The organism is Flavobacterium fryxellicola (assembly GCF_900143245.1).
GTDB classification, from domain to species: domain Bacteria; phylum Bacteroidota; class Bacteroidia; order Flavobacteriales; family Flavobacteriaceae; genus Flavobacterium; species Flavobacterium fryxellicola.
This window is the reverse complement of record NZ_FRDK01000001.1, coordinates 44940-69133: the sequence shown is the minus strand read 5'-3', so window position 1 is coordinate 69133 and position 24194 is coordinate 44940. Positions and strand designations below refer to the sequence as shown.

Sequence of the window (24194 nt, the reverse complement as noted above, 5' to 3'; positions counted from 1 at the left end):
ATAGTATTTTTCAGTCTTATTTACTAAAATCCAATTGTATGTACAAATTAATTTTCACATTAGTATTAGCAGTCGCTTCATTTATGGGGCTTCACGCTCAGGAATTTCAGGGAATGGCCGTTTACGAATCGAAAACGAGTACTTCCGATTTTAAAACGCGAATGCAAGGCAACAAGGACATGACTCCAGACATGCAAAAAATGATTGAGGAAAGAATGAAGAAAATGTTTGAAAAAACTTTTATTCTTAATTTTAATAAATCGGCCTCCATATATAAAGAAGAAGAAAAGCTTGAAGCTGCTGCGCAAGCCGGTGGAGGTATGCGAATGATGAGTTCCATGACCGGTGGCGGCGGAACCTACTACAAAAACGTAAAAGAGAAATTGTATACTATTGATAAAGAGTTTATGGGGAAAGAGTTTCTTATTAAAGATTCCTTGCCCAATTTAAAGTGGAAAATGGAGAGTGAGACCAGAGTAATTGGTGGTTATACCTGTTACAAAGCAACTGCTGTAAAAGCGCCAAGTGCAACTGATTTTAGAAATTTCCGAGCTAAAAAAGAAGAGGCTAAGAAAGAATCAGACAAGAAAGAGTCTGATAAGCCTGCAGCAGAAAAGAAAACTAATTTTATGGATGCTATTGAAGTACCAAAAGAAGTTACGATTACAGCGTGGTACACGCCAGAAATTCCTGTTAGTCAAGGTCCTGAAGGCTATTGGGGTTTGCCAGGATTGATTTTGGAAGTGAATGATGGTAAAACAATTATTTTATGTTCTAAAGTGGTTTTGAATCCTAAAGAAAAAGCAGAAATTAAAGCTTCGACTAAGGGTAAAGTGATTTCTCAAAAAGAGTATGATGAAGCCGTAGTAAAAAAGATGGAGGAGTTTAGAGAAATGAACCAAGGTCGCGGTGGAAAAGATGGAGGAATGCAAATACGTTTTGGAGGTTAATTCAGGGTCAATTTTAAATTAAAAGGTTATAAAATGAAGAATATTTTACTGTTTATTGCACTTGTTGTTACATCCATTTCTTACGCACAAAACATTCGTTTAGAAGGTGTAATTCAAGATATAGGTAAATCGCCTTTAGAAATGGCTAATGTTATGGCGGTCAATCAAGCTACCAAAGCTATGGATGGGTATGCAATTACTACGGATAAAGGGAAGTATATACTGAACTTAAAGCCCAATACTGCTTATAGTATCAAGTTGAGTTACCTTGGAATGCAGAATAAAGAAATAACGATTACCACTCAATCTGAAAACATGGTACAAAATATTACTATGGAATCTGGCGGAATTGAATTAGACGGTGTCGAAATTGTGCGAGAGATGCCCGTTTCTATAAAAGGGGATACGATTGTATATAATGCGGATTCATTTAAAACAGGTGAAGAGCGAAAATTAGAAGATGTATTCAAAAAATTGCCAGGATTTGAGGTTATGGCAGACGGACAAGTTCAAGTGGAGGGTAAAAAAGTGGCTAAACTATTTGTAAATGGAAAACCATTTATGGAAGGAGATACAAAATTAGGATCAAAAAACATACCCTCAGATGCGGTTGATAAAATTCAAGTGATGCGTAATTTCAATGAGGTTTCTCAGATGAAAGGACTGGAGAACAACAATGATGACATTGCGCTAAACATCAAACTTAAAAAAGGAAAAGATAAGTTTTGGTTTGGCGATGTCAGTGGTGGTTTAGCAAATGATAAAGGGTATATTTTTAATCCTAAATTATTCTATTATTCACCTAAAACAAGCATCAACTCCATCGTCAATTTAAATAATATTGGGGAAGTTTCTTTGACCTCTGCTGATTTTTTTAGGATAAGCGGTGGTGCCAGGAATACAATTGGTAAAAGCGGCACTACGTTGAACTTAAATCGAAATTTCTTCGGGCTTTCTGGTGGCGATAATGTTGCTAAAGCCAGTGATAAATTTGGAACGCTAAATGTAAATCATTCTGTTTCTAAAAAATGGACCTTAACTGGTTTTGCAGCCTACTCTTCGACGTTTAATCAGTCGATAACGAACTCCGATCGCGGTATTTTTGAGCCTAACACAACAAATATAGCAACGCTAGAAAACAGAAAAAATAGAACCGACTCTAGAAACAATGCTTTCATTTCTAAATTGGGTTCGAAGTACAAAGCAAATGATAATTTTCAGTTGGATTACGATGTTTTTTTTAGAAAAAATGATCAGCAAGACATAGACAATAGTCAAAGTAATTTCAGTTCTACTTCCAATGGAACAGTTTTCAACAGTTCTAATACCGTAGTTGCGTTCCAAAAGCAAGCGCCAGCTTCGTTCAATCAGAGTCTGAATTTATTTTATACGCAAAACCCAAAAAGTACTTGGGTGATTGAGGTGCAACATCAATATGAGGATGAAGATCCATTTTACAATCCGCAGCTTTCTGTTAATCCATATCAAAATAGCACTTCGCAAAATCCAAACGATCCAAGTGCCGTTTTTGTCAATGAAAACAGTTTAAATATAGAGCAGTCTCGATTTGTTAAAACCAATAAAGTAGATGCGAAAGTGGATTACTTTTATCAAATTTCTAATAAAAGTATTTTAAATGTTACTGTAGGCAATACAAATGCATTTCAAACGTATGATTCGAGTATTTTGCAAATCTTACAAAACAATTCGGTTAATCCTGTTGAACAAGAAGCCTACAATAATAAGGTTAAGTATTCTTTTAATGATGTTTTTTTAGGAGTGCATTACAAGTTTATAAAAGGTAAGTTTACCTTTAATCCTGGGTTTTCTGTTCATCAATACAATACAAATAACCAACAATTCAACAATCCTTTTCAATTGAATTTTAGTCGGTTTCTACCCGATATGTTTGCCCGCTGGGATTTAAAAAAATCTGAAAACGTAACCTACAATTTTAATGTAGCAAACAGATTTAACGATGTGAATTCACTTATTGAGGGCTATATTTTTACTAATTTTAATAGTATCTCCAGAGGGAATGCACAGCTAGAAAACTCGTTAGTTACCAGCCATAGATTGAATTACTCGAAGTACAATTTGTATAATTTCACAACTATTTTTGGAAGTGTTGGGTACACTACCACAAAAAATCCGGTAGTAAACGGAATAGCGTTCCAAAGTATTTATTCTACTTCAGACCGCTTAAATCTAGATGCAGAAAATGAAAGTTTAAATGGTAATTTATTTTACTCCAAAAGTTTTCAAAAATATTACAAAGTAACGGGTGGTGTAAACGCAAGTTGGAACAAAAATTTTGTCTTAAATAGGAGAATAGTAAGTGGGAATACGCAGGAATTTATTCAAGGTATTGAAAATGTGAACCATGGCTATAATCTAGCTTTAGCCACACAATTTAAAAAATATCCAAATATTGATTTAGGGTATAGAATTAATTTTTCTGAGCAAGCGGCAAACAGTTTTACTACGCAAACGCCAACAGTAAAATTGAATTATTATTTTTTGAATGGGTTGAATATCAATTGGGATTATTCGTTTAATCGCTTTAAAAATGAAACTAGTGGTATTGCTAATAATTTTGAAATTATGACTGCGAGTTTAAATTATATCAAAAAAGACTCTAAGTTTGAGTACAGAATTCAGGCAAACAATCTTTTGAATACAAAGTCAAGATTGAATAATACGTTCAGCGTGAATGGCTTCAATGCAAATGAAACTATTATTTTACCACGATTTGTAACTTTTATTTTGAAGTATAATATCTAATAAAAACAAAAAGGAGATTTTGATTGAACAAAATCTCCTTTTTTATTTTAGTCTGCATTGAATTACAATCCAAATGCAGTTTTCACTTGGTCAACAAAATCTAGTTTCTCCCATGTAAACAAGTCTACAGTCACTGTTTTTGACAAACCGCCTGGGGCAGTAAATGTTTTAGTCACCGTTTCCGGAGTACGACCCATGTGCCCGTAAGCAGCAGTTTCGCTATAGATAGGGTTTCTTAATTTTAAACGTTGTTCTATAAAGTAAGGTCGCATGTCAAAAATGGCTTCTACTTTTTTAGCAATTTCTCCATTGGTCAAGTTTACTTTTGAAGTTCCATACGTATCAATAAAAATACCCATAGGTTTTGCTACACCAATCGCATAAGACACTTGTACTAAAATTTCATCAGCTACACCGGCAGCGACTAGGTTTTTAGCAATATGACGTGTAGCATACGCCGCACTTCTATCTACTTTACTCGGATCTTTTCCAGAAAAAGCGCCACCACCGTGAGCTCCTTTTCCGCCATACGTATCAACAATTATTTTTCTTCCCGTTAATCCAGTATCTCCGTGTGGTCCACCAATAACAAATTTCCCAGTTGGGTTAATGTGGTATTGAATCGCATCATTAAATAAATGCGCGTGTGCCGGATTTTTAGCTATGATTCTTGGAATCAATATTTCAACGAGATCTTTTTTAATTTTAGCCAGCATGGTAGCTTCTTCATCAAAATCATCATGTTGTGTAGAAATTACGATCGCATCAATACGTGTAGGTTTATTGTCATCGCTGTATTCTAATGTTACTTGAGACTTAGCATCTGGACGTAAATACTTAATTTCGTTATTTTCGCGTCTTAAAACTGCTAATTCCTGTAGTAATTTATGAGATAAATCAAGTGCCAATGGCATATAATTTTCGGTTTCATTCGTTGCGTAACCAAACATCATTCCTTGATCTCCTGCGCCTTGCTCTTCAGGATTGGATCTCTCCACACCTTGATTGATATCAGCGGACTGTTCATGAATAGCCGACAGGATTCCACAGGAATTAGCTTCAAACATGTATTCACTTTTGGTGTAACCAATCTTTCTAATTACTTCACGAGCGATATGTTGTACGTCTAAATAGGTGTTTGATTTTACTTCACCCGCCAAAATTACTTGACCAGTTGTTACTAAAGTTTCGCAAGCTACTTTTGAATCGGCATCAAATGCCAAAAAATTATCAATTAATGCGTCTGAAATTTGATCTGCAATTTTGTCTGGATGTCCTTCGCTTACAGATTCTGACGTAAATAAATAGGCCATAATAATTATTATTTTAAAATTAAGCGAGGAAAAATAATTGCTGAAAAGGACTAAAGGAGCGTTTCTGCTTTAGCATTTTTTCTACTGAAAAATGTTCAGTATTCACAATGAATTGATTTCATTATGAAGAGGTTGCAATCAGTTCAAATTTTTCCTCTTGTATTCGGGTGCAAAGGTATGAAACCATTTTGAATTGCAAATTAATCTTTTGTTTTTTTTAAGCGAATGAATTGTATTTTAAATTATCCTAGTTAATCCATAGGAAATACAATTTATATTGATTTTTATTTGGTAGATTCAAAAATAGTTTGCAAATTTGTTTCACTAAAAAGAAAAAAATGACCTTAAGTACTATCAATATGTGTTTTATGATGCCGGAAAAGTCCGCAGAGTTTACTGTTGTGTAGTTTTAAAAATTTTAAAATATATAACGAGAACCTCTGCTACTAGCAGGGGTTTTTTTGTGGTATAAAGAACGCTTTAAAAAAATCAATTATAAAAACAATAGCAACATTATAATATTAAAATCTAAACCTTATGAGCACACAAAAATTTGAAACAAACGCATTGCATGCAGGTCACGATGTATCAAAAAACGCAGGAACCAGAGCTGTTCCTATCTATCAAACAAGCTCTTATGTTTTTAATAATTCGGATCATGCCGCTAATCTTTTTGGTCTTGCGGAGCCCGGATTTATTTACACAAGATTAAACAATCCTACAAATGATATTCTGGAACAGCGCTTAGCCATCCTAGAAGGTGGAATTGGTGCAGTGGTAACGGCCTCTGGAACTGCAGCCATTTCCACTACATTATTAGTACTGTTAAAAGCTGGAGATCACATCGTAGCTTCAAATAGTTTGTATGGCGGCACCTATAATTTATTAAAAGTTACGTTGCCTAGATTAGGCATTACCACCACATTTGTTGATCCATCTGATCCAGCTAATTTTAAAAATGCTGTTCAAGAAAATACCAGAGCAATTTTTGTGGAATCTTTGGGAAATCCAAAATTGGATGTTTTGGATTTGAAAGCTATTTCGGTTGAGGCCCAAGCAGCCAAAGTGCCATTTATTGTAGATAATACCGTTGCTTCTCCATACTTATTAAATCCCATCCAATACGGAGCTGATATTGTTATTCATTCTCTGACAAAATACATTACTGGAAACGGAACTTCGCTTGGAGGAGTGGTCATTGATGCAGGAAATTTTGATTGGACCAATGGGAAATTTCCGGAATTCACAGAACCCTCTGCCGGATATCATGGATTGGTATATCATGAAGCCCTAGGAAATGCCGCATTTATTGCTAAAGTTCGTATTGAAGGATTGCGTGATTATGGCGCTGCTTTGAGTCCGTTTAATGCATTCCAAATCATTCAAGGATTAGAAACGTTACCAATCCGAATTCAAAGACATAGTGAAAATGCTTTGGCTTTAGCACAGTGGTTAGAAAGTCAGGAAGAGGTTGCATGGGTAAATTATCCAGGATTGATATCCAATAAATATTATGCTTTAGGTCAGCGTTATTTGCCAAAAGGACAAAGTGGCATAGTGACTTTTGGTTTGCATGGAGGATTTGAAGCTGCTAAAAAAGTAGCCGATGAAACCAAGCTGTTCTCGCTTTTGGCCAACATTGGAGATACTAAATCATTGATTATTCATCCAGCTAGCACCACGCATCAGCAATTATCCGCAGAAGAGCAAATTGCAACAGGAGTTTCTAAAGATTTAATCAGACTCTCTGTTGGTTTAGAGGATGTTGAAGATTTGAAAACAGATTTAAGAGTCGTTTTTGAAAGTATAAAAAAAGGACAATTGGCTTAAGTGTTGCTTTTTATCTACTAAAAAACCGAGTAGAAATAAAGACAGTCTAAAACAGAATATTTTAATGCATTTTATTTGGAAATCTAAAAAATAATTTGCATATTTGATTTTTAAAATTAAAAAAATGAGATTTGATATTTGTAATACGTTCAAAGTCGCAAAGGATAACTCCTATGGGTCGCTTATTGCATAATTTTTAAATCAAATTATATAGCAAAAGCTTCCCAGATAACGGGAAGCTTTTTTTTTGAATACTAAGAGACTAAATTTTACAGAAATAAAAGTATAAATGAACAAGTTGAAATTTCAGCATGCAAATAAATTGACAGTCAATAAGATGAAAATGGTCCAAGCTATGCTGTTTCTTTATGTGTGTTGATTCCAAAAGTATAAGTTTATAACACAACTTAAAACCCTTTTGGATATGGATCTAAAAGGGTTTTTTGTTTCTGAATTTAATTTTAAAAATAAGTAGCGATCATATATGATTTTAATAACCTAACACCTAAAATTATGAGTACAACTAAGTATTTTCCGAAAACTTTTGAATTATTAAAAAGGATTGACATAAGGGGTAAAAAAAAGAAGGAGAACCTTTCTAAAAACGAATTGATTCATCCTAGATTTGAAATTTCAAAGAACGATCCTCTGGCGCAAAAGTCCGTGCCCAACTCACTGCTTTTTCTAATGTATTCACAAGAGAATGAGGCGCTTTTTATTTAAGAAATCGGAATTTATTTTCGGTTTTGAGATATTCAAGAGAACGTTCAAAATTGTTGTTTTGGCGGGGTAGGAAATGGTTTTGTTTGGTGATGCCTCGTCAAAATAGCAATCAGATTTTTTTGATTTTAAAGTTTTTATTGCAACAGATAAAAAAAAATCGATTGTTAACAAAAATTTGGTTGTTAACAAAAATTGTGCTTAATTTGCATTTATAAGTTCATAAACGTATTGAAATGTTATAAAGAAAGGCAGAGGGATTAGACCCGATGAAGCCTTAGCAACCCTTCGATTTATCGAAGAAGGTGCTGCATTCTACCACGCTCATCGTGGGAAGATAACACTAAGAATTTGTCTAGATATCGCCTAGCTTTCTTTCTAATATTTCCAGACACAGATCAAAAATCATAAAAGATTTGAAATTGGAAAATAAACCAACATCAATTACCATACAAAATTTCACCACCGAAAGTGGCGCTTTTTATGCTTCCCTAAACTTAAGTTTTCAAGTTTTTGGACGAGCTTTGCATACCGCTCCGCTAGTTTTGGTCAATCATGCTTTAACAGGAAATTCTCAAGTAATTGGGGAGAATGGTTGGTGGAATGATTTAATTGGAGAAAACAAAACAATAAACACGGCTGACTACACGGTCCTTGCATTTAACATTCCTGGAAATGGTTTCGATGGTTGTGTTATTGAAAAACACTTAAATTTTAATGCCAGAGATATTGCCAGAATTTTTATTGAAGGTATTCAATTTCTTAAAATCAAACAGCTGTACGCTATTATTGGGGGCTCAGTTGGTGGCGGAATTGCTTGGGAAATGACAGCCTTGGAACCAAAAATCACTCAACATTTAATTGCCATTGCAACAGATTGGAAAGCAACGGATTGGTTGATTGCTAATTGCTTTTTACAAGAGCAAATTTTACACAACTCTTCACGACCTATCGAAGATGCTCGAATTCACGCGATGCTGTGTTACCGAACTCCCGAATCATTTGCTGCTAAATTCCAGAGAAGTACGCATCAGGAATTGGCTATTTTTAATGTAGAAAGCTGGTTGCTACATCATGGGAAAAAATTGCAGAAACGCTTTCAGCTTTCGTCTTACAAAATGATGAATCAGTTGTTGAAGACAATAGATATTACTAGAAACAGTAACTCATTTGACGCTTTAGCGGCAAAAATCGAAGCCGATATTCATATTATAGGAATAAATTCAGACTTGTTTTTTACAGCAAGTGAAAATGAAGCCACTTACGAGCAATTAAAAAAACTCAAAAATAAAGTCACTTACCAAGAAATTGTCTCTATTCATGGACACGATGCTTTTTTGATAGAATACAAACAATTAGACAATTTGCTGAAGGATATATTCTAAGCCAAAAAAATACAACAAAATGAAAATATTAAAATTTGGGGGTAAATCTTTGTCGAATGGAGACGGATTAAATAAAGTCGTTGCTATTATTACCGGTAAAGTAGATCAAGGAGAAGAAATAGCAATTGTGGTTTCAGCAAGAGGAAACGCCACAGATGAACTCGAAGAGATTTTAAGTACAGCCTCAAAAAATATAAATTACAAGTCGCTTTTTGAAGACTTCAAAAAATACCAACAAGCGGAATATGAGGATGTCGATTTGTCTGAAGAATTCAATATTTTAGAAAAATTATTTGAAGGCGTTAGTCTAACTGGCGACTACAGTAACAAAATAAAAGACCAAGTAGTATCAAAAGGAGAATTGCTTTCGGCTAAATTGCTAACAGCTATTTTAGTTAAAAAAGGAATAAATGCTCGCTTTGCAGATAGTAGAGAATTAATAAAGACCGATTCAAAATTTGGAAATGCACAACCTTTAGAACAACTTTCAAAGAAAAATGTGATTGGGTATTTCAAACAAAATAACGGTACGACGGTCAATATCATTACGGGGTTTATTGGGTCAAATACCAATAATGATGCGACTACTCTTGGAAGAAATGGAAGTAATTATACCGCTTCCTTAATTGCAAATTATCTAAATGCAGATGAATTGCAAAATTATACACATGTTGACGGCATTTACACGGCCAACCCTGATTTAGTTCTTGATGCCAAGAAAATCGATCATTTGTCTTTTAATGAAGCGAATGAAATTGCCACTTTTGGTGCAACCATTCTGCATGCAAAAACGATTATTCCACTTCTAGAAAAAAACATCCCGCTTCGCATTTTAAATACGTTCAACCATGAGAACAAGGGAACATTAATCACTTCCAACAATAATAAAGAAGGAATTAAAACACTTTCGGTTTTAGAAAACGTGGCATTAGTAAACTTGGAAGGCAGAGGTTTACTGGGTAAAACCGGTGTTGATGCCCGTATTTTTAGAGTGATGGGCGACAATGATATTAGCGTTAGTATCATTTCGCAAGGTTCTTCAGAGCGCGGAATTGGTTTAGTAGTTGCCGCTGACAAAGCAACCACAGCCATGATTGAATTAGAAAAAGAATTTGAAAACGATTTCTATTCTAAGGATGTGAATAAAATCACGGTGACGGATGATGTTTCGGTTATTTCTATTATTGGCCAGGATTTGAGCACGTTTCACAAACCCTACACTGCCTTGATAAAAAATAAAATAGTCCCTATACTTTTCAATAATACGGTTACGGGTAAAAACGTGAGTTTGGTTGTTAAAAAATCACAACTGAACAAAGCCTTAAACGTGATTCATGGAGAAATTTTTGGAGTTTCAAAGAAAATCAATATTGCTATTTTTGGTCATGGGTTAGTAGGAGGTACGTTGATCAATCAAATATTAGAATCGGCAGCAGCTATCGAAAAACGAAAAGGCATTAAGTTGAATGTTTTTGCTATTGCCAATTCAAGTAACGTGCTTTTAAACAAAAATGGTGTTACGCCAAATTGGAAAAATGAAATTCAAAATAACGGTTTTTCCTATACAATAAAGGATGTGATTGCTTACGCAAATGAGCATCATCTGGAGAATTTGATTGCAATCGACAATACGGCAAGTACTGAATTTGTTGAAAATTATAGTACTTTGATAGAAAGTAGTTTTGATTTGATTTCATCCAATAAAGTAGCCAATACGTTGAGTTATAATTTTTATAAAAAATTGCGAAAAGTCCTTACTGACAATCAAAAAAGTTATCTTTATGAAACGAATGTTGGAGCAGGTTTACCGTTGATTGACACCATCAAATTGTTGCACCTTTCAGGTGAAAACATTACAAAAATTAAAGGCGTTTTCTCCGGAACTTTGAGTTATTTATTTAATAATTTCTCTGCTAAGGATGCCCCATTTAGTGAAATATTGAAAGAAGCAATCGACAACGGTTACACCGAACCAGACCCAAGAGAAGATTTGTGTGGGAATGATGTGGGTCGGAAATTATTGATTCTAGCCCGGGAATTAGACTTGCAAAATGAATTTGAAGAAATTGACATTCAAAATTTGATACCTGAACATTTACGTGAAGGAGAAGTTTCGGATTTTCTAAATAAATTGACGGAATTTGATTCCATTTATGCCAAAATAAAAGCAGATCAAAAACCAAATCACGTCTTGCGATACATTGGTGAATTGTCAGGTGATTTACAAAACGACAAAGGAAATCTAGAAGTGAAATTAGTTTCTGTGCCATCAGATACGGCGTTAGGCGGATTGAAAGGTTCTGATTCTTTCTTCGAAATTTACACAGAATCGTACGGAGACCGACCAATTGTAATTCAAGGCGCAGGCGCAGGATCCGCAGTAACAGCAAGAGGCGTTTTTGGAGATATTTTGAGATTGTCTGATAAAGGGTAAAAGCCCCCTTACCCCCGAAGGGTGAATAAATAATTTATGATTGCAGATTATTGATTTAAGATATATAATAGTAAAATCCGCGTTTGAATATCAGTTTCATCCGTGTTCCATAAAAGATAAAGTAATGAAAATAACACTAAACAGAGTAAACGACAACTTCCATTTCGAATTAAAAAACGAAAGAGGACATCTAGTTAACGTAGATAGCCGACCAGAATTTGGTGGAAACGATATGGGCGCAAGTCCAATGGAATTAGTATTGATGGGTGTTGCGGGGTGCAGCGCTATTGATATGATTTCAATTTTGAAAAAACAACGTCAGGAAATCACTTCTTTCAAAGCTGAGGTTGAGGGTGAGCGTGTACAAGTCGGAGAAGCAAAACCTTTTAAAGATATTCACGTGGTATTTTACTTAGAAGGCGAGATTAAAGAAGACAAAGCGGCAAAAGCAGCCCAACTTTCTTTTGAAAAGTATTGCTCGGTTTCTAAAACATTAGAACCAACTGCAACAATACATTACAAGGTAGTTTTGAATCATGTTGAATTAGCGAAAATTTAATATAATTCGGTTTAGCATTTAAATAAAAAAGATCCTATTATTTTGTGAATCTCTGAGTTTTCTTAATGAATCTCTAAGAAACACTACTAAAAATTAGCAGAATGAACGAACAAGAATTTGGTTTTGAAACCCAAGCCATCCGCACCCAATTAGAAAGAACACAATTTCAGGAGCATTCTGTTCCATTGTATTTGTCCTCCAGTTTTGTTTTTGAAGATGCCGAAGACATGCGCGCTTCATTTACCGAAGAGAAAGAACGAAATATTTACAGTCGTTTTAGCAATCCCAATACAACCGAGTTTGTAGAGAAAATTTGCAAAATGGAAGGCGCCAAAGCGGGATATGCTTTTGCAACCGGAATGGCAGCCGTGTATTCTACTTTTGCAGCTTTGCTAAATGCTGGCGATCACATCGTTTCTGCAAGCAGTGTTTTTGGTTCTACACATGCGTTATTTATGACGTATTTTTCAAAATGGAATATTCAAACTTCGTATTTTGATATTAACAAGCCAGAAACGATTGAACGTTTTATTAAACCAAATACAAAAATTCTTTACGCAGAATCCCCTACGAATCCAGCGGTTGACATTATCGATTTGGAGTTGTTAGGAACTATTGCTAAAAAGCACAATTTAATCTTGATTATTGACAATTGTTTTGCAACGCCTTATATCCAGCAACCTATCAAATGGGGAGCCGATTTGGTGATCCATTCTGCCACTAAATTAATTGATGGACAAGGACGCGTTTTGGGTGGAGTAACCGTTGGAAATGAAGATTTAATTCGCCAAATCTATTTGTTTGCAAGAAATACTGGACCTGCTTTATCTCCTTTTAATGCTTGGGTTTTATCCAAAAGTTTAGAGACGTTGGCAGTTCGTGTTGAGAAGCATTGCGAAAATGCATTGATAGTAGCCGAATTTTTAGAAAAAAATCCGAATGTGAACAGCGTAAAATATCCATTCTTGAAATCTCATCCAAAATATGAAGTAGCCAAAAAGCAAATGCTACTAGGCGGTAATATTATTGCTTTTGAAATCAAAGGTGGACTACAAGCAGGAAGAGCATTTTTGGATAAAATAAAACTCTGTTCCCTTTCTGCAAATATTGGAGATACCAGAACTATTGTCACGCATCCAGCCTCAACCACGCACAGTAAATTATCAGTGGATGAACGTTTAGCGGTAAGTATTACAGACGGTTTAGTCCGTGTTTCAGTAGGATTGGAAACCGTGAAAGATGTTATTACCGATTTAGATCAGGCGCTTTCGTAGATTTTAGGTTTGGGATTAACGATTATAGATTGTAGATTTGGTTCTAAGAATTGAAAAATCGTTAATTTTCATTCAAAAATCATAAATCTATTTAAATGCTCTCCAAAAAAACAAAATACGGAATAAAAGCGTTGACTTTTTTGGCACGCCAAGAAGATCAAACTCCTGTTGCAATTGCTGATATTGCGAAAAGTGAAAATATATCGGTTAAGTTTTTAGAAAGTATTTTATTGCTTTTGCGTCATTCTGGATTTTTGGGTGCCAAAAAAGGAAAAGGTGGAGGCTATTACTTGATAAAAGAGCCAAAGGATATTAATATGGCACACGTCTATCGTATTCTTGAAGGACCAATCGCACTACTTCCATGTGCCAGCCACAATTTTTATGAGCCTTGTGCCGACTGCTCCGATGAGGCGACGTGCGCGGTGCGTAAGCTCATGACAGAAGTGCGTGATAATACACTCTTAATATTGGAAAACAATACGCTGGCGGACATTGCTTTTTAGATAAATATCACAAAATAAATTTTGTAGTTAAGTTTAAATCTTTACTTTTGCAATATAATCTACTATTCCGATGGGGTAATAGATTTGAATAATAAAAAACAGTTGAATTTAAGAAGCATGAGCAAAGAAGTGAAAGAGAATAATGGTGCCTTAAAAATCGAAACACCCTTTAAAGAGCGTCTGTGGGTTGTGATTCCGGTAGTTTTATTAGTTGGATTAATTGCTACATTGGTTTATAATCATCATGCTGAATTTTCTTGGAATGGATTTATTGCTGGATTCGATACAGAATTTTTAATCTTTTTCTGTATTGGTGTTTTTGCACAATTAGTTGACGGGACATTAGGAATGGGTTATGGAGCGACTTCCACTTCTTTTTTATTAGCGTACGGCGTTCCGCCTGTGGTAAGCAGCACGGGAGTTCATGTTGCCGAAATGTTTACTACGGGAGTATCGGCTATTTCGCATCATAAATTTGGAAATATCAATAAAAAATTAGTAAGACACTTGCTGATACCAGGTGTTTTAGGGTCAATCACTGGAGCCTATTTATTGTCAGATGTGATTGATGGGGATGTGATTAAGCCATTTATTGCTGTTTACATGATTGGATTGGCTTGTATCATTATTAGAAAAGCAATGCAAAAAAATATTATAAAAAAGAAAACCAAACGTTTGGGTATTTTGGCCTCTTTTGGGGGATTTATGGATGCTGTGGGCGGAGGCGGTTGGGGTCCAATTGTGACTTCAACCTTATTAGGACGAGGCAGAAATCCGAGATACACTATCGGATCTGTGAATGCCGCTGAATTTGCCGTTTCATTCGCTAGCGGAATCACTTTCATGATTTTTGGGGGAATTGAAGGATGGCAAGTGATAATAGGATTGATATTAGGAGGCGTGATAGCGGCGCCAATAGCGGCTTTGTTAGTCAACAAAATCAAAAGACAACCCATGATGATTTTGGTTGGAATTTTAATTATTGTTTTGAGTTTACGAACATTATCTAAATTATTATAATGAGTATAGCAAGTATAAAGGCTCTGCTAAATACAACTGCAACTTTTTCTTTGAAAGAAACACTTGCTTTTTTAGCGAATGAGTATAAAGATAAAGTAGTTTTTTCTACTTCTTTTGGGCAGGAAGATCAGGTGATTACGGCTATAATTGCGGAGCAAAATTTGCCAATTAGCATTTTTACATTAGATACAGGAAGGTTGTTTGAAGAAACCTATGCTGTTTTTCATCAGACATTGAAAAAGTATAAAATAGACATTAAAACCTATTTTCCAGAAGCAACCGCAGTAGAAGAATTAGTAAATCAAAAAGGTCCAAACAGTTTTTACGAATCCGTGGAGAATAGAAAAGAATGCTGTTTCATTCGAAAAGTAGCACCATTGACTAAAGCTTTGAATGGAAATTCAATTTGGATTACAGGATTACGAGCAGAACAATCTCAAAACAGAAACGATTTAGCTCTTTTTGAATACGATGCTCATTTTGAAATAATCAAATTCAACCCTTTGTTAAAATGGACATTGAAAGAAGTAGAAGATTATTTAGAAACGAACAATGTACCGCAAAACGCATTGCATAAAAAAAGATTTGTTAGTATCGGTTGCGCGCCTTGTACCAGAGCAATTGCTGACGACGAAGATATTAGAGCGGGCAGATGGTGGTGGGAATCCAGTCATAAGGAATGCGGATTGCATCAGAAGTAATTATAAATTATAAATGGTTGTTGGAATCTTTAAATTTTTCAATCCTTTAAATCTTTAAATAAAAAAAATGAGTTCAATAGTAAAAACAAACGCTTTAGAAAGCGAAGCGATATACATATTTAGAGAGGTAATATGTCAATTTGATAAACCCGTATTGCTTTTTTCTGGTGGAAAAGATTCGATTACTTTGGTGCGCTTAGCGCAAAAAGCTTTTTTCCCAGCTAAAATTCCGTTTCCGTTGTTGCACGTAGACACGGGGCATAATTTCCCAGAAACGATTGAATTTAGAGACCGATTGGTAAAAGAATTAGGATTGGAATTAATCGTTCGTAATGTACAAGACGCTATTGATGAAGGAAAAGTAGTAGAAGAATCAGGGAAATATTCGAGTAGAAATAGTTTGCAAACCACAACACTTTTAGATGCTATTGAAGAATTTAAATTTGATGCTTGTATAGGTGGTGCGCGTCGCGATGAGGAAAAAGCAAGAGCCAAAGAACGTATTTTCTCAGTACGTGATGATTTCGGGCAATGGGATGAAAAAAACCAACGTCCCGAATTATTTGATATTTTGAACGGTAAAATTGAAAATGGTCAAAACGTTCGTGTTTTTCCTATTTCAAATTGGACCGAGTTAGATGTTTGGAGCTACATCGAACAAGAAAAAATTGAAATTCCATCCATTTACTTTTCACACAAACGTAAAGTTTTCTTGAGAGATGGAATGATTTGGTCTCATTCTCCATTTGTTTACCAAGAAGAAAATGAAGAAATCGAGGAACGCATCGTTCGTTTTAGAACCGTTGGTGATATGAGTTGCACAGCGGCGGTTGATTCGTATGCAGCGACAATTGCAGAAGTTGTCGGTGAAATTAGAACCTCAACTATTTCCGAAAGAGGTGCCAGAATTGATGATAAACGTTCTGAAGCTGCTATGGAAAAAAGAAAACAACAAGGATATTTTTAAGGAGTAAGACATAAAAAGTAAGTTATTGAACTTACGATCTTGATACTTAATACTTACGATCTTAATACTTATAAATAATATGGAAGTTTTAAAAATAGCAACAGCAGGAAGTGTAGATGACGGAAAGAGTACCTTAATTGGCAGATTATTGTACGATACACAATCGTTGACGACAGATAAATTAGAAGCAATAGAAAAAAGCAGCAAACAAAAAGGATATGATTATCTTGATTTTTCATTGGCAACGGATGGTTTGGTTGCTGAAAGAGAACAAGGAATCACCATTGATGTGGCGCATATTTATTTTTCGACAGCCAAGAAAAGTTACATTATTGCAGATACTCCAGGGCATGTCGAGTACACACGAAATATGGTTACGGGAGCTTCGACTTCGCAGGTTTCCATTATTTTGATTGATGCTCGTAAAGGAGTAATTGAGCAAACGTACCGTCACTTTTTTATCAATAATTTATTGAGAGTAAAAGAAGTGATTGTTGCGGTCAATAAAATGGATTTAGTGGATTATTCTGAGGAAGTCTACAATAAAATTAAAGAGGATTTTCAAGCTTTAAATGCTAAAAGTACTTTCAAAGAACAAACGGTAAGCTATATTCCTTTAAGCGCGATCAATGGCGGAAATGTGGTTGATAAATCGGACAATATGCCTTGGTATACCGGACAAACCGTATTGGAACATCTGGAAGCTTTAGAACCTGAAGATGTTGATGAAAAAGGAAAGGCGCGTTTTCCAGTTCAAACAGTTATTAGACCAAAAACCGAAGAATACCATGATTTTAGAGGATACGCTGGAAAGTTATACGGTAACAATATAAAAGTAGGGGATGCAGTAACTGTGTTGCCTTCTTTGACAGAATCTACAGTTACGAAAATTCACTTTTTCGACAAGCAATTTGATGAAGCATCAGCGGGTTCTTCGATTACTATTGAATTAGAAAATGATATCAATGTAACACGTGGCGATATGATTGTAAAATCAGCTGAATTGCCTAAAGTTGAAAAAGAAATCAATACCACAGTGTGTTGGATGGACAGTAAAAAACTAGTTCCTGGTGCAAAATATTTTGTACAACACAATACAAATCGTGTTTTGGCTAAAATTGAAAGTGTGAAAAACGTAATTGCTACTGATTATTCGGGTTCAACACCAGCAACTCAATTGGCAATTAATGAAATAGGAGAAGTAAATATTAAATTGAGTAAAGCCATATATTTTGATGCCTACAATGACAATAAATCAAACGGTGCTTTTATCTTAATCGATATTGCAACGAATACAACAGCAGGAGTTGGTTTTATAAAAGCCTCCTAGCCCCCGAAAGGGAGAACAAGAAAATAGTATAAAAAGTCGAATCAAGCGCTTCAGTGGCTCCTCCTCTTTCGGAGGGGGGCGATGGGAGGAAAATAATAACACAGTATGGAAAGTTTTAGAACCGAAATAGAAGATCCGATTGTCCAAAAAGACATTATCGATTTAGAGCGAAAAATAGCATTATTCCGTGATGGAAAAATTGACGATGAGCGTTTTCGTAGCCTGCGTTTGGCTCGCGGAGTTTATGGTCAGCGTCAGGAAGGTGTGCAAATGATTCGTATCAAATTGCCTTTTGGTAAGGTGACAAGCGAACAATTAGTGCGTATTTCAAAAGTTTCTGACGAGTATTCAACAGGGCGTTTGCACATTACAACGCGTCAGGATATTCAAATTCATTATGTAAGTTTGGATAGAACTCCACAACTCTGGGCTGAATTAGAGAAAGATGATGTGACATTGAGAGAAGCATGTGGAAATACCGTTAGAAATATTACGGCTAGTGAAACCGCGGGAATTGATGTGGACGAACCGTTTGATGTTTCGCCGTACGCACACGCTTTGTTTCAGTTTTTCTTAAGAAATCCCGTTTGTCAAGAAATGGGACGTAAGTTTAAAATTTCATTCTCTTCATCGGATAAAGATACGGCGCTAAGTTATATTCATGATTTAGGATTTATTCCAAAAATTGTAAATGGGGAAAAAGGATTCAAAGTAATGCTTGGAGGTGGATTAGGTTCGCAACCAAGTCATGCCGAATTATTATCGGAGTTTATTCCGGTAAACCAAATTATTCCAACAACAGAGGGTGTTTTGCGAATATTTGACCGTTTTGGAGAAAGAGCCAAACGATTAAAAGCTCGTATGAAATTCTTAATCAAAGATATTGGTAGAGAGGAGTTTTTAGCATTGGTGGAAGAAGAGAAAAAAGCCTTATCGCATCAAGTGGTTGAAATTGACACTACAGATTTTGATGGATCAATTCCAGAACCGTTATTGAAAGCCCCAAAAGTGATACTTGAAGATCGCGTTGCTTTCGAAAAATGGAAAAAAACAAATGTAATTTTTCAGAAACAAAACGGTTACGTAGCGATTGGAATTAAAGTTTTGTTAGGGGATTTTTACACTGATAAAGCAAGGTTATTGGCTGAATTAATTAAGAATTATGGAGCTAACGAATTGCGTTTTACGTTGCGTCAAGATATTTTAATCCGCAATGTGAAAGAGGAGAATCTCGAATTTTTCTATCAAGAATTAGCCAAACTTGCCTATGTAGCCATAGGATATGATAGTACAGCGGATATTACTGCTTGTCCGGGTACAGATACTTGTAATCTTGGAATTGCGAGCAGCACCGGAATTGCAGTAGAACTAGAAAGAGTATTAGCAGCAGAATATCCACAATACAGCAACAATCGTGAAATCACTATAAAAATTAGTGGTTGTATGAATGCTTGTGGACAACACAATATGGCCGAAATTGGTTTTCAAGGAATGTCGATCAATTCCGGGAAATTAGTCGCGCCAGCACTTCAAGTTTTATTGGGTGGTGGAAATTTAGGAAACGGATCAGGACGTTTTTCTGACAAAGTGATCAAAATCCCAAGTCGAAGAGGACCCGACGCATTGCGCTTTATCTTAAATGATTTTCACGCTAATGCAAACGGATTATCATTCCTTCATTATTATGATGACAAAGGCGAGAAATACTTCTATGAAATGTTGAAACCCTTAGCCGACTTAACTAATCTTACCGAAGCTGATTTTGTAGATTGGGGAAATGCAGATAATTATGTAAAAGCAGTTGGTGTAGGAGAATGTGCGGGAGTTGTGATTGATTTAGTTGCCACGCTTCTATTGGAAGCCAAAGATAAGTTGACTTTTGCAAGAGAAGCTTTCGAAGAACAAAAATGGTCTGACGCGATTTATCATGCGTACGCCGGTTTTGTTAATGGATCCAAAGCCTTATTGCTTTCAGAAAACCAAAAAACAAATCATCAAGCGGGTATAGTAGACTTATTTGATACTGTTTTTGTAGAAACAAATAAAATTCCGTTGCAATCGACTTTAAAAGCTTTAGTATTTCAAATTAAAGAGAACGAACCATCTGAAGCATTTGCTAAAAAATACATCCAAGAAGCAACTACTTTTTTTGACACAATAGAAACTTTCAGAACCAAAGACCTACAAGATGAAAAATAAAATAGAACCGCAAGTAACGCTGGTAGGTGCTGGTCCTGGAGATCCGGATTTACTGACGATTAAAGGGGCGAAGGCTTTGGCAGAAGCAAATGTTGTTTTGTATGATGCCCTGGCAAATGAAGAACTATTGTCTTATGCTCCCAAAAAAGCGTTGAAAATATTTGTCGGAAAAAGGAAAGGCTGTCATCAATATACGCAAACTGAAATAAATCAGTTGATTGTAGATAATGCACTTACGTACGGAAATGTGGTTCGGTTAAAAGGAGGCGATCCCTTTATTTTTGGCAGAGGAAGCGAAGAAATAGAATTCGTAGAAAGTTTCGGAATTCCTACATTTGTGGTTCCGGGAATTTCATCCTCGATTGCAGTTCCTGCTTCTCAGGGGATTTCGCTGACAAAAAGAGGAGTATCGGAAAGTTTTTGGGTAATTACCGGAACAACTTCAACACGAAAATTATCTGCCGATGTAGCTTTAGCAGCACAATCTACTGCAACAGTTGTGATTTTGATGGGCATGAGCAAATTAGATCAAATTGTGGCTTTGTTCCAAAAAGAATCGAAAGGAGAAATGCCCGTTGCAATTATTCAAAACGGAACAACACCTCAAGAGAAAACAGGAATTGGGACCGTTGATACCATCCAAGAAATCGTGGCTAAAAATAATTTAAGTTCTCCGGCTATAATTGTAATTGGAGAAGTAGTAGGTGATGGCAAGAAAAAAGTAGCTTTTTTCAATCAATTGAGATCTAATCACAATAAGGTACTGGTATATGGAAAGGAATGAGTTATATCCAATATTTTTAAAATTACAAAACCTCAGTACCCTTATTGTAGGTGGAGGAAATGTGGGTTTAGAAAAGTTGTCATTTCTATTAAAATCCAGTCCAAATGCAAATGTTGAGGTGGTTGCACCCCGATTTTTGCCTGAATTAGAAACCTTGGCGGCAAGCCATTCATCCGTAAAATTGACGTATAAAAAATTCAATCGCTGGATGTTACGCAAACGCCATATGGTTATCGCTTGTACTGATGATTTAAAGGTCAACAAAAGGATTTATGATTTGTGCAGAAAAAGATTCTTGATTTGTAACATTGCTGATACACCGCCATTATGTGATTATTATTTGGGCGGAATTGTAACTAAAGGCAATGTTAAAATTGCGATTTCAACCAATGGAAAATCACCTACAACGGCCAAACGATTGCGAGAGTTTTTTGAGGAAGTAATTCCAGACGATATCAATAAAATGGTTGAGAATTTAAATGAATATCGCAAAACTTTAAAGGGCAATTTTGAAGAAAAAGTACAAAAAATGAATGAGATCACAGAAGCATTAAAAATCCCCTCAGCCCGCAAAGGCGAAAGAGAAAAGGATAAGTAAAATCAAATTCTAAATTGTAATAAATCTTAATAACAACTTTCTGTTTTTTTTAAAACGGATAATTATGATATTTGTCATTAAAAAATAAAAGAAAGCATAGTTACTTTGCATCTTAACAAAGTAATTTCATCAATCTAATAATAAAACAAATTTTCACTCAGTCATCCCTCTTCTTGAAGGGTATGGTGGGGGAAGCTAATTTAAAAAAAATGATTAAAACAGACATACTTATTATAGGAGCTGGACCAACAGGTTTATTTGCCGTTTTTGAAGCAGGTTTATTGAAATTAAAATGCCACATATTAGATGCACTCCCGCAAGTGGGTGGTCAATTATCAGAATTGTATCCTAAAAAACCAATCTATGATATTCCCGGATTTCCAGAGGTTTTAGCAGGAGATTTAGTGCATAATCTGATGGAGCAAATAAAGCAATTCGAGCCTGGGTTTACACTTGGAGAACGCGCAGAAACAATTGATAAGCAAGAAGATGGAAGCTTCATTGTTACCTCTAATAAGGGAACAAAAATTCAGGCTTCGGTAGTGGCTATCGCTGGAGGACTAGGAAGTTTTGAACCTAGAAAACCACTTATTGACGGAATCAATTTTTATGAAGGGAAAGGAATTAAGTATTTTATCAAAAACCCAGAAAAATTTAGAGATAAAAGAGTCGTTATTTCAGGTGGCGGAGACTCTGCTTTAGACTGGAGTATTTTCCTTTCCAATATTGCTTCAGAAGTGACTTTGATTCACAGAAGAAATGAGTTTAGAGGAGCATTGGATTCTGTTGAAAAAGTCCAGGAATTAAAAGATGCTGGAAAAATCAGGTTGATTACACCAGCCGAAGTGGTAGGGCTCAATGGAGCGGAGCATATTGAGTCAGTTGTCCTTGATGAAAATGGGGCAAGAAGAACGATAGAAACGGATTATTTTATTCCGCTTTTTGGGCTTACACCAAAATTAGGTCCCATAGGAAACTGGGGATTAGACATTGAAAAAAATGCCATCAAAGTAAATAATTCATTGGATTATCAAACTAATATTCCAGGAATTTTCGCAATAGGAGATGTAAATACATATCCTGGAAAATTAAAATTGATTCTTTGTGGTTTCCATGAAGCTACTTTGATGTGCCAAGCAGCCTATCAAATTATCAATCCAGGTAAAAAATATGTATTGAAATATACGACAGTTTCTGGAGTAGATGGCTTTGACGGAACCCGTAAAGAAGCACCAAAAGCGGTGGTGAAAGCCATAGTTTAAATAGTTCAAATTGCGGATTACCGATTTTTTGATACATCAAAAATCAAAAATCGTTAATCATCATTCATAAATCAAAAAAATAGCGTTATTACTTGGAAGTAGTAACGCTATTTCTTTACTTTGCACTGTTCCTATATTTATTGCAAGTTATCACGAAAGGCGGAGGGAAAGACCCGATGAAACCTTAGCAACCCTTTATCTTTAAAGAAGGTGCTACATTCTACTTTATTCTGATTTTATTTCAGAACTATAAGATAGATAACACAAGAATACTGCCACAGTATTTCTCAAACCTTTTCTTGACAACCTATCGATATTATTTTTAGAGCGAATTATCAGGCCTTTTTTGCCGATGATTTTCCCGCTTTACGCTATATCTTTTTTTATAAACCCTTTCAGGGTTTAAAACCCTGAAAGGGTTTATAAAAAAAGGATATCGCTGCAATCGGGGCTAAAGAGCTGCTATATGAGAACTTTTGTAATTATTAATCAAAAGAATAAATCTCACCGCAAACTGAGGTAAATAATACAAGTTATGTCAAACATTCAAAAGGCAATCAAAGAAAGAATTCTTGTTCTCGATGGAGCAATGGGAACCATGTTGCAACGCTACAATTTTTCGGAGGAAGATTTCCGTGGCGAACGTTTCAAGGATTTTCCACATTCGTTAAAAGGAAATAATGACTTATTATCTCTGACACAGCCGCAAGCGATTCGAGCAGTTCACGCAGCCTATTTTGAAGCGGGAGCCGATATTGTGGAAACCAATACTTTTTCTGGGACAACAATAGGCATGGCTGATTACCACCTCGAAGATATTGTTTATGAACTTAATTATGAATCCGCACGAATCGCTCGCGAAGTAGCCGATGAATTCACCGCCAAAAACCCAGACAAACCTCGTTTTGTTGCTGGATCTATAGGGCCAACAAACCGCACGGCAAGTATGTCGCCGGACGTAAACGACCCAGGTTATCGAGCAGTGACGTTTGATGATTTGCGTATTGCATATAAGCAACAAGTGGAAGCCTTAATTGATGGTGGAAGTGATTTATTACTGGTTGAAACCATTTTCGACACGTTAAATGCTAAAGCAGCACTTTTTGCTATTGAAGAAGTCAAAGACGAACGCAATATTGATATTCCAATCATGGTTTCAGGAACCATTACAGATGCATCTGGAAGAACACTTTCTGGGCAAACAGTAGAAGCTTTCTTGGTTTCAGTTTCACATATTCCTTTATTGAGTGTTGGTTTTAATTGCGCCCTTGGAGCCGATTTGTTGAAGCCGTATTTGCAAACTTTGTCTCAGAATACTTCTTTCAACGTATCAGCACATCCTAATGCAGGATTGCCAAATGCTTTTGGAGAATACGATGAAACACCAGAGCAAATGCAGGCATTCATCAAAGAATATTTAGACGATAATTTAGTAAATATCATAGGCGGTTGCTGTGGAACAACGCCAGAACATATCAGGTTAATTGCTGATATCGCAAAGGAGTATAAACCAAGAGTTTCGACGGCGGTGATGTAGAATGTTGATATGACCAATATCAAAGTTTTGAACTTTGACAA

Annotated in this window: 18 protein-coding genes and 2 riboswitches; of the genes, 17 read left to right on the top strand and 1 reads right to left on the bottom strand. The window is 35.6% G+C overall.

Annotated elements, in window-relative coordinates:
* The first annotated feature begins 38 nt into the window (after positions 1-38).
* Complete coding sequence (locus BUA03_RS00295) at positions 39-950, top strand: GLPGLI family protein (protein ID WP_066082979.1); 912 nt, start codon at positions 39-41, stop codon at positions 948-950.
* A gap of 33 nt (positions 951-983) precedes the next feature.
* A complete protein-coding gene (locus BUA03_RS00290) occupies positions 984-3734 on the top strand; it encodes a carboxypeptidase-like regulatory domain-containing protein (RefSeq protein WP_066082978.1) in 2751 nt (916 codons plus the stop codon).
* Between the two features lie 62 nt (positions 3735-3796).
* On the opposite strand, the gene metK is transcribed toward BUA03_RS00290, so the two are convergent.
* The gene (gene metK / locus BUA03_RS00285) at positions 3797-5047 is read right to left on the bottom strand and encodes a methionine adenosyltransferase (RefSeq protein ID WP_066082977.1); all 1251 of its coding nucleotides are present in this window, start codon (positions 5045-5047) and stop codon (positions 3797-3799) included.
* Positions 5048-5584: 537 nt separating this feature from the next.
* Between metK and BUA03_RS00280 the strand changes: the two genes are divergently transcribed.
* The 15 genes from BUA03_RS00280 to BUA03_RS00205 all read left to right on the top strand — a co-directional run bounded on the left by BUA03_RS00280 (position 5585) and on the right by BUA03_RS00205 (position 24153).
* Complete coding sequence (locus tag BUA03_RS00280; protein ID WP_066082974.1) at positions 5585-6877, top strand: O-acetylhomoserine aminocarboxypropyltransferase/cysteine synthase family protein; 1293 nt, start codon at positions 5585-5587, stop codon at positions 6875-6877.
* 956 nt (positions 6878-7833) lie between these two features.
* A riboswitch (SAM riboswitch) is annotated at positions 7834-7941 on the top strand.
* A gap of 78 nt (positions 7942-8019) precedes the next feature.
* Positions 8020-8982 (top strand): alpha/beta fold hydrolase, encoded by a 963-nt coding sequence (locus tag BUA03_RS00270; protein WP_245792537.1) that lies wholly within the window; start codon positions 8020-8022, stop codon positions 8980-8982.
* 19 nt (positions 8983-9001) lie between these two features.
* A complete protein-coding gene (gene thrA, locus BUA03_RS00265; RefSeq protein ID WP_066082970.1) occupies positions 9002-11416 on the top strand; it encodes a bifunctional aspartate kinase/homoserine dehydrogenase I in 2415 nt (804 codons plus the stop codon).
* 124 nt (positions 11417-11540) lie between these two features.
* On the top strand, positions 11541-11975 hold the full coding sequence (locus BUA03_RS00260) for an OsmC family protein (RefSeq protein ID WP_066082968.1): 435 nt from the start codon (positions 11541-11543) through the stop codon (positions 11973-11975).
* Positions 11976-12076: 101 nt separating this feature from the next.
* Positions 12077-13249: a trans-sulfuration enzyme family protein gene (locus BUA03_RS00255; RefSeq protein ID WP_066082966.1), complete on the top strand. Its 1173-nt coding sequence runs from the start codon at positions 12077-12079 to the stop codon at positions 13247-13249.
* 95 nt (positions 13250-13344) lie between these two features.
* Positions 13345-13755, top strand: coding sequence for an RrF2 family transcriptional regulator (locus tag BUA03_RS00250; protein WP_066082964.1), 411 nt, complete (start codon positions 13345-13347; stop codon positions 13753-13755).
* A gap of 117 nt (positions 13756-13872) precedes the next feature.
* Positions 13873-14775 carry a sulfite exporter TauE/SafE family protein gene (locus BUA03_RS00245; RefSeq protein WP_066082962.1) on the top strand — a complete coding sequence of 301 codons (903 nt, stop codon included), beginning with the start codon at positions 13873-13875 and terminating at the stop codon, positions 14773-14775.
* On the top strand, positions 14775-15476 hold the full coding sequence (locus BUA03_RS00240; protein WP_066082961.1) for a phosphoadenylyl-sulfate reductase: 702 nt from the start codon (positions 14775-14777) through the stop codon (positions 15474-15476). Before BUA03_RS00245 ends, BUA03_RS00240 begins: the two co-directional genes overlap by 1 nt.
* Positions 15477-15543: 67 nt before the next feature.
* Positions 15544-16443: a sulfate adenylyltransferase subunit CysD gene (gene cysD / locus BUA03_RS00235; protein ID WP_066082957.1), complete on the top strand. Its 900-nt coding sequence runs from the start codon at positions 15544-15546 to the stop codon at positions 16441-16443.
* 79 nt (positions 16444-16522) lie between these two features.
* Positions 16523-17773, top strand: a complete 1251-nt coding sequence (locus BUA03_RS00230) for a sulfate adenylyltransferase subunit 1 (protein ID WP_066082956.1) — start codon at positions 16523-16525, stop codon at positions 17771-17773.
* Positions 17774-17878: 105 nt separating this feature from the next.
* A complete protein-coding gene (locus BUA03_RS00225) occupies positions 17879-19972 on the top strand; it encodes a nitrite/sulfite reductase (protein WP_066082955.1) in 2094 nt (697 codons plus the stop codon).
* Positions 19962-20756: a uroporphyrinogen-III C-methyltransferase gene (gene cobA / locus BUA03_RS00220; protein WP_066082953.1), complete on the top strand. Its 795-nt coding sequence runs from the start codon at positions 19962-19964 to the stop codon at positions 20754-20756. The genes BUA03_RS00225 and cobA overlap by 11 nt, the downstream gene beginning before the upstream one ends.
* Positions 20743-21354 (top strand): precorrin-2 dehydrogenase/sirohydrochlorin ferrochelatase family protein, encoded by a 612-nt coding sequence (locus BUA03_RS00215; protein ID WP_066082951.1) that lies wholly within the window; start codon positions 20743-20745, stop codon positions 21352-21354. The genes cobA and BUA03_RS00215 overlap by 14 nt, the downstream gene beginning before the upstream one ends.
* Before the next feature lie 209 nt (positions 21355-21563).
* Positions 21564-22616 (top strand): NAD(P)/FAD-dependent oxidoreductase, encoded by a 1053-nt coding sequence (locus tag BUA03_RS00210; RefSeq protein WP_066083185.1) that lies wholly within the window; start codon positions 21564-21566, stop codon positions 22614-22616.
* A 144-nt stretch (positions 22617-22760) separates the two neighbouring features.
* Positions 22761-22872, top strand: a riboswitch (SAM riboswitch).
* Between the two features lie 279 nt (positions 22873-23151).
* A complete protein-coding gene (locus BUA03_RS00205; RefSeq protein ID WP_066082949.1) occupies positions 23152-24153 on the top strand; it encodes a homocysteine S-methyltransferase family protein in 1002 nt (333 codons plus the stop codon).
* Positions 24154-24194: the final 41 nt, after the last annotated feature.

What these genes read in the sequence shown, in the direction of transcription:
- BUA03_RS00250 (WP_066082964.1), top strand. Translation starts at nt 13,345, where the DNA reads ATGCTCTCCAAAAAAACAAAATACGGAATAAAAGCGTTGACTTTTTTG.
- thrA (WP_066082970.1), top strand. Translation starts at nt 9,002, where the DNA reads ATGAAAATATTAAAATTTGGGGGTAAATCTTTGTCGAATGGAGACGGA.
- BUA03_RS00245 (WP_066082962.1), top strand. Translation starts at nt 13,873, where the DNA reads ATGAGCAAAGAAGTGAAAGAGAATAATGGTGCCTTAAAAATCGAAACA.
- BUA03_RS00210 (WP_066083185.1), top strand. Translation starts at nt 21,564, where the DNA reads ATGATTAAAACAGACATACTTATTATAGGAGCTGGACCAACAGGTTTA.
- metK (WP_066082977.1), bottom strand. Translation starts at nt 5,047, where the DNA reads ATGGCCTATTTATTTACGTCAGAATCTGTAAGCGAAGGACATCCAGAC.
- BUA03_RS00230 (WP_066082956.1), top strand. Translation starts at nt 16,523, where the DNA reads ATGGAAGTTTTAAAAATAGCAACAGCAGGAAGTGTAGATGACGGAAAG.
- BUA03_RS00295 (WP_066082979.1), top strand. Translation starts at nt 39, where the DNA reads ATGTACAAATTAATTTTCACATTAGTATTAGCAGTCGCTTCATTTATG.
- BUA03_RS00205 (WP_066082949.1), top strand. Translation starts at nt 23,152, where the DNA reads ATGTCAAACATTCAAAAGGCAATCAAAGAAAGAATTCTTGTTCTCGAT.
- BUA03_RS00290 (WP_066082978.1), top strand. Translation starts at nt 984, where the DNA reads ATGAAGAATATTTTACTGTTTATTGCACTTGTTGTTACATCCATTTCT.
- BUA03_RS00225 (WP_066082955.1), top strand. Translation starts at nt 17,879, where the DNA reads ATGGAAAGTTTTAGAACCGAAATAGAAGATCCGATTGTCCAAAAAGAC.
- BUA03_RS00255 (WP_066082966.1), top strand. Translation starts at nt 12,077, where the DNA reads ATGAACGAACAAGAATTTGGTTTTGAAACCCAAGCCATCCGCACCCAA.
- cobA (WP_066082953.1), top strand. Translation starts at nt 19,962, where the DNA reads ATGAAAAATAAAATAGAACCGCAAGTAACGCTGGTAGGTGCTGGTCCT.
- BUA03_RS00215 (WP_066082951.1), top strand. Translation starts at nt 20,743, where the DNA reads ATGGAAAGGAATGAGTTATATCCAATATTTTTAAAATTACAAAACCTC.
- BUA03_RS00260 (WP_066082968.1), top strand. Translation starts at nt 11,541, where the DNA reads ATGAAAATAACACTAAACAGAGTAAACGACAACTTCCATTTCGAATTA.
- cysD (WP_066082957.1), top strand. Translation starts at nt 15,544, where the DNA reads ATGAGTTCAATAGTAAAAACAAACGCTTTAGAAAGCGAAGCGATATAC.
- BUA03_RS00280 (WP_066082974.1), top strand. Translation starts at nt 5,585, where the DNA reads ATGAGCACACAAAAATTTGAAACAAACGCATTGCATGCAGGTCACGAT.
- BUA03_RS00240 (WP_066082961.1), top strand. Translation starts at nt 14,775, where the DNA reads ATGAGTATAGCAAGTATAAAGGCTCTGCTAAATACAACTGCAACTTTT.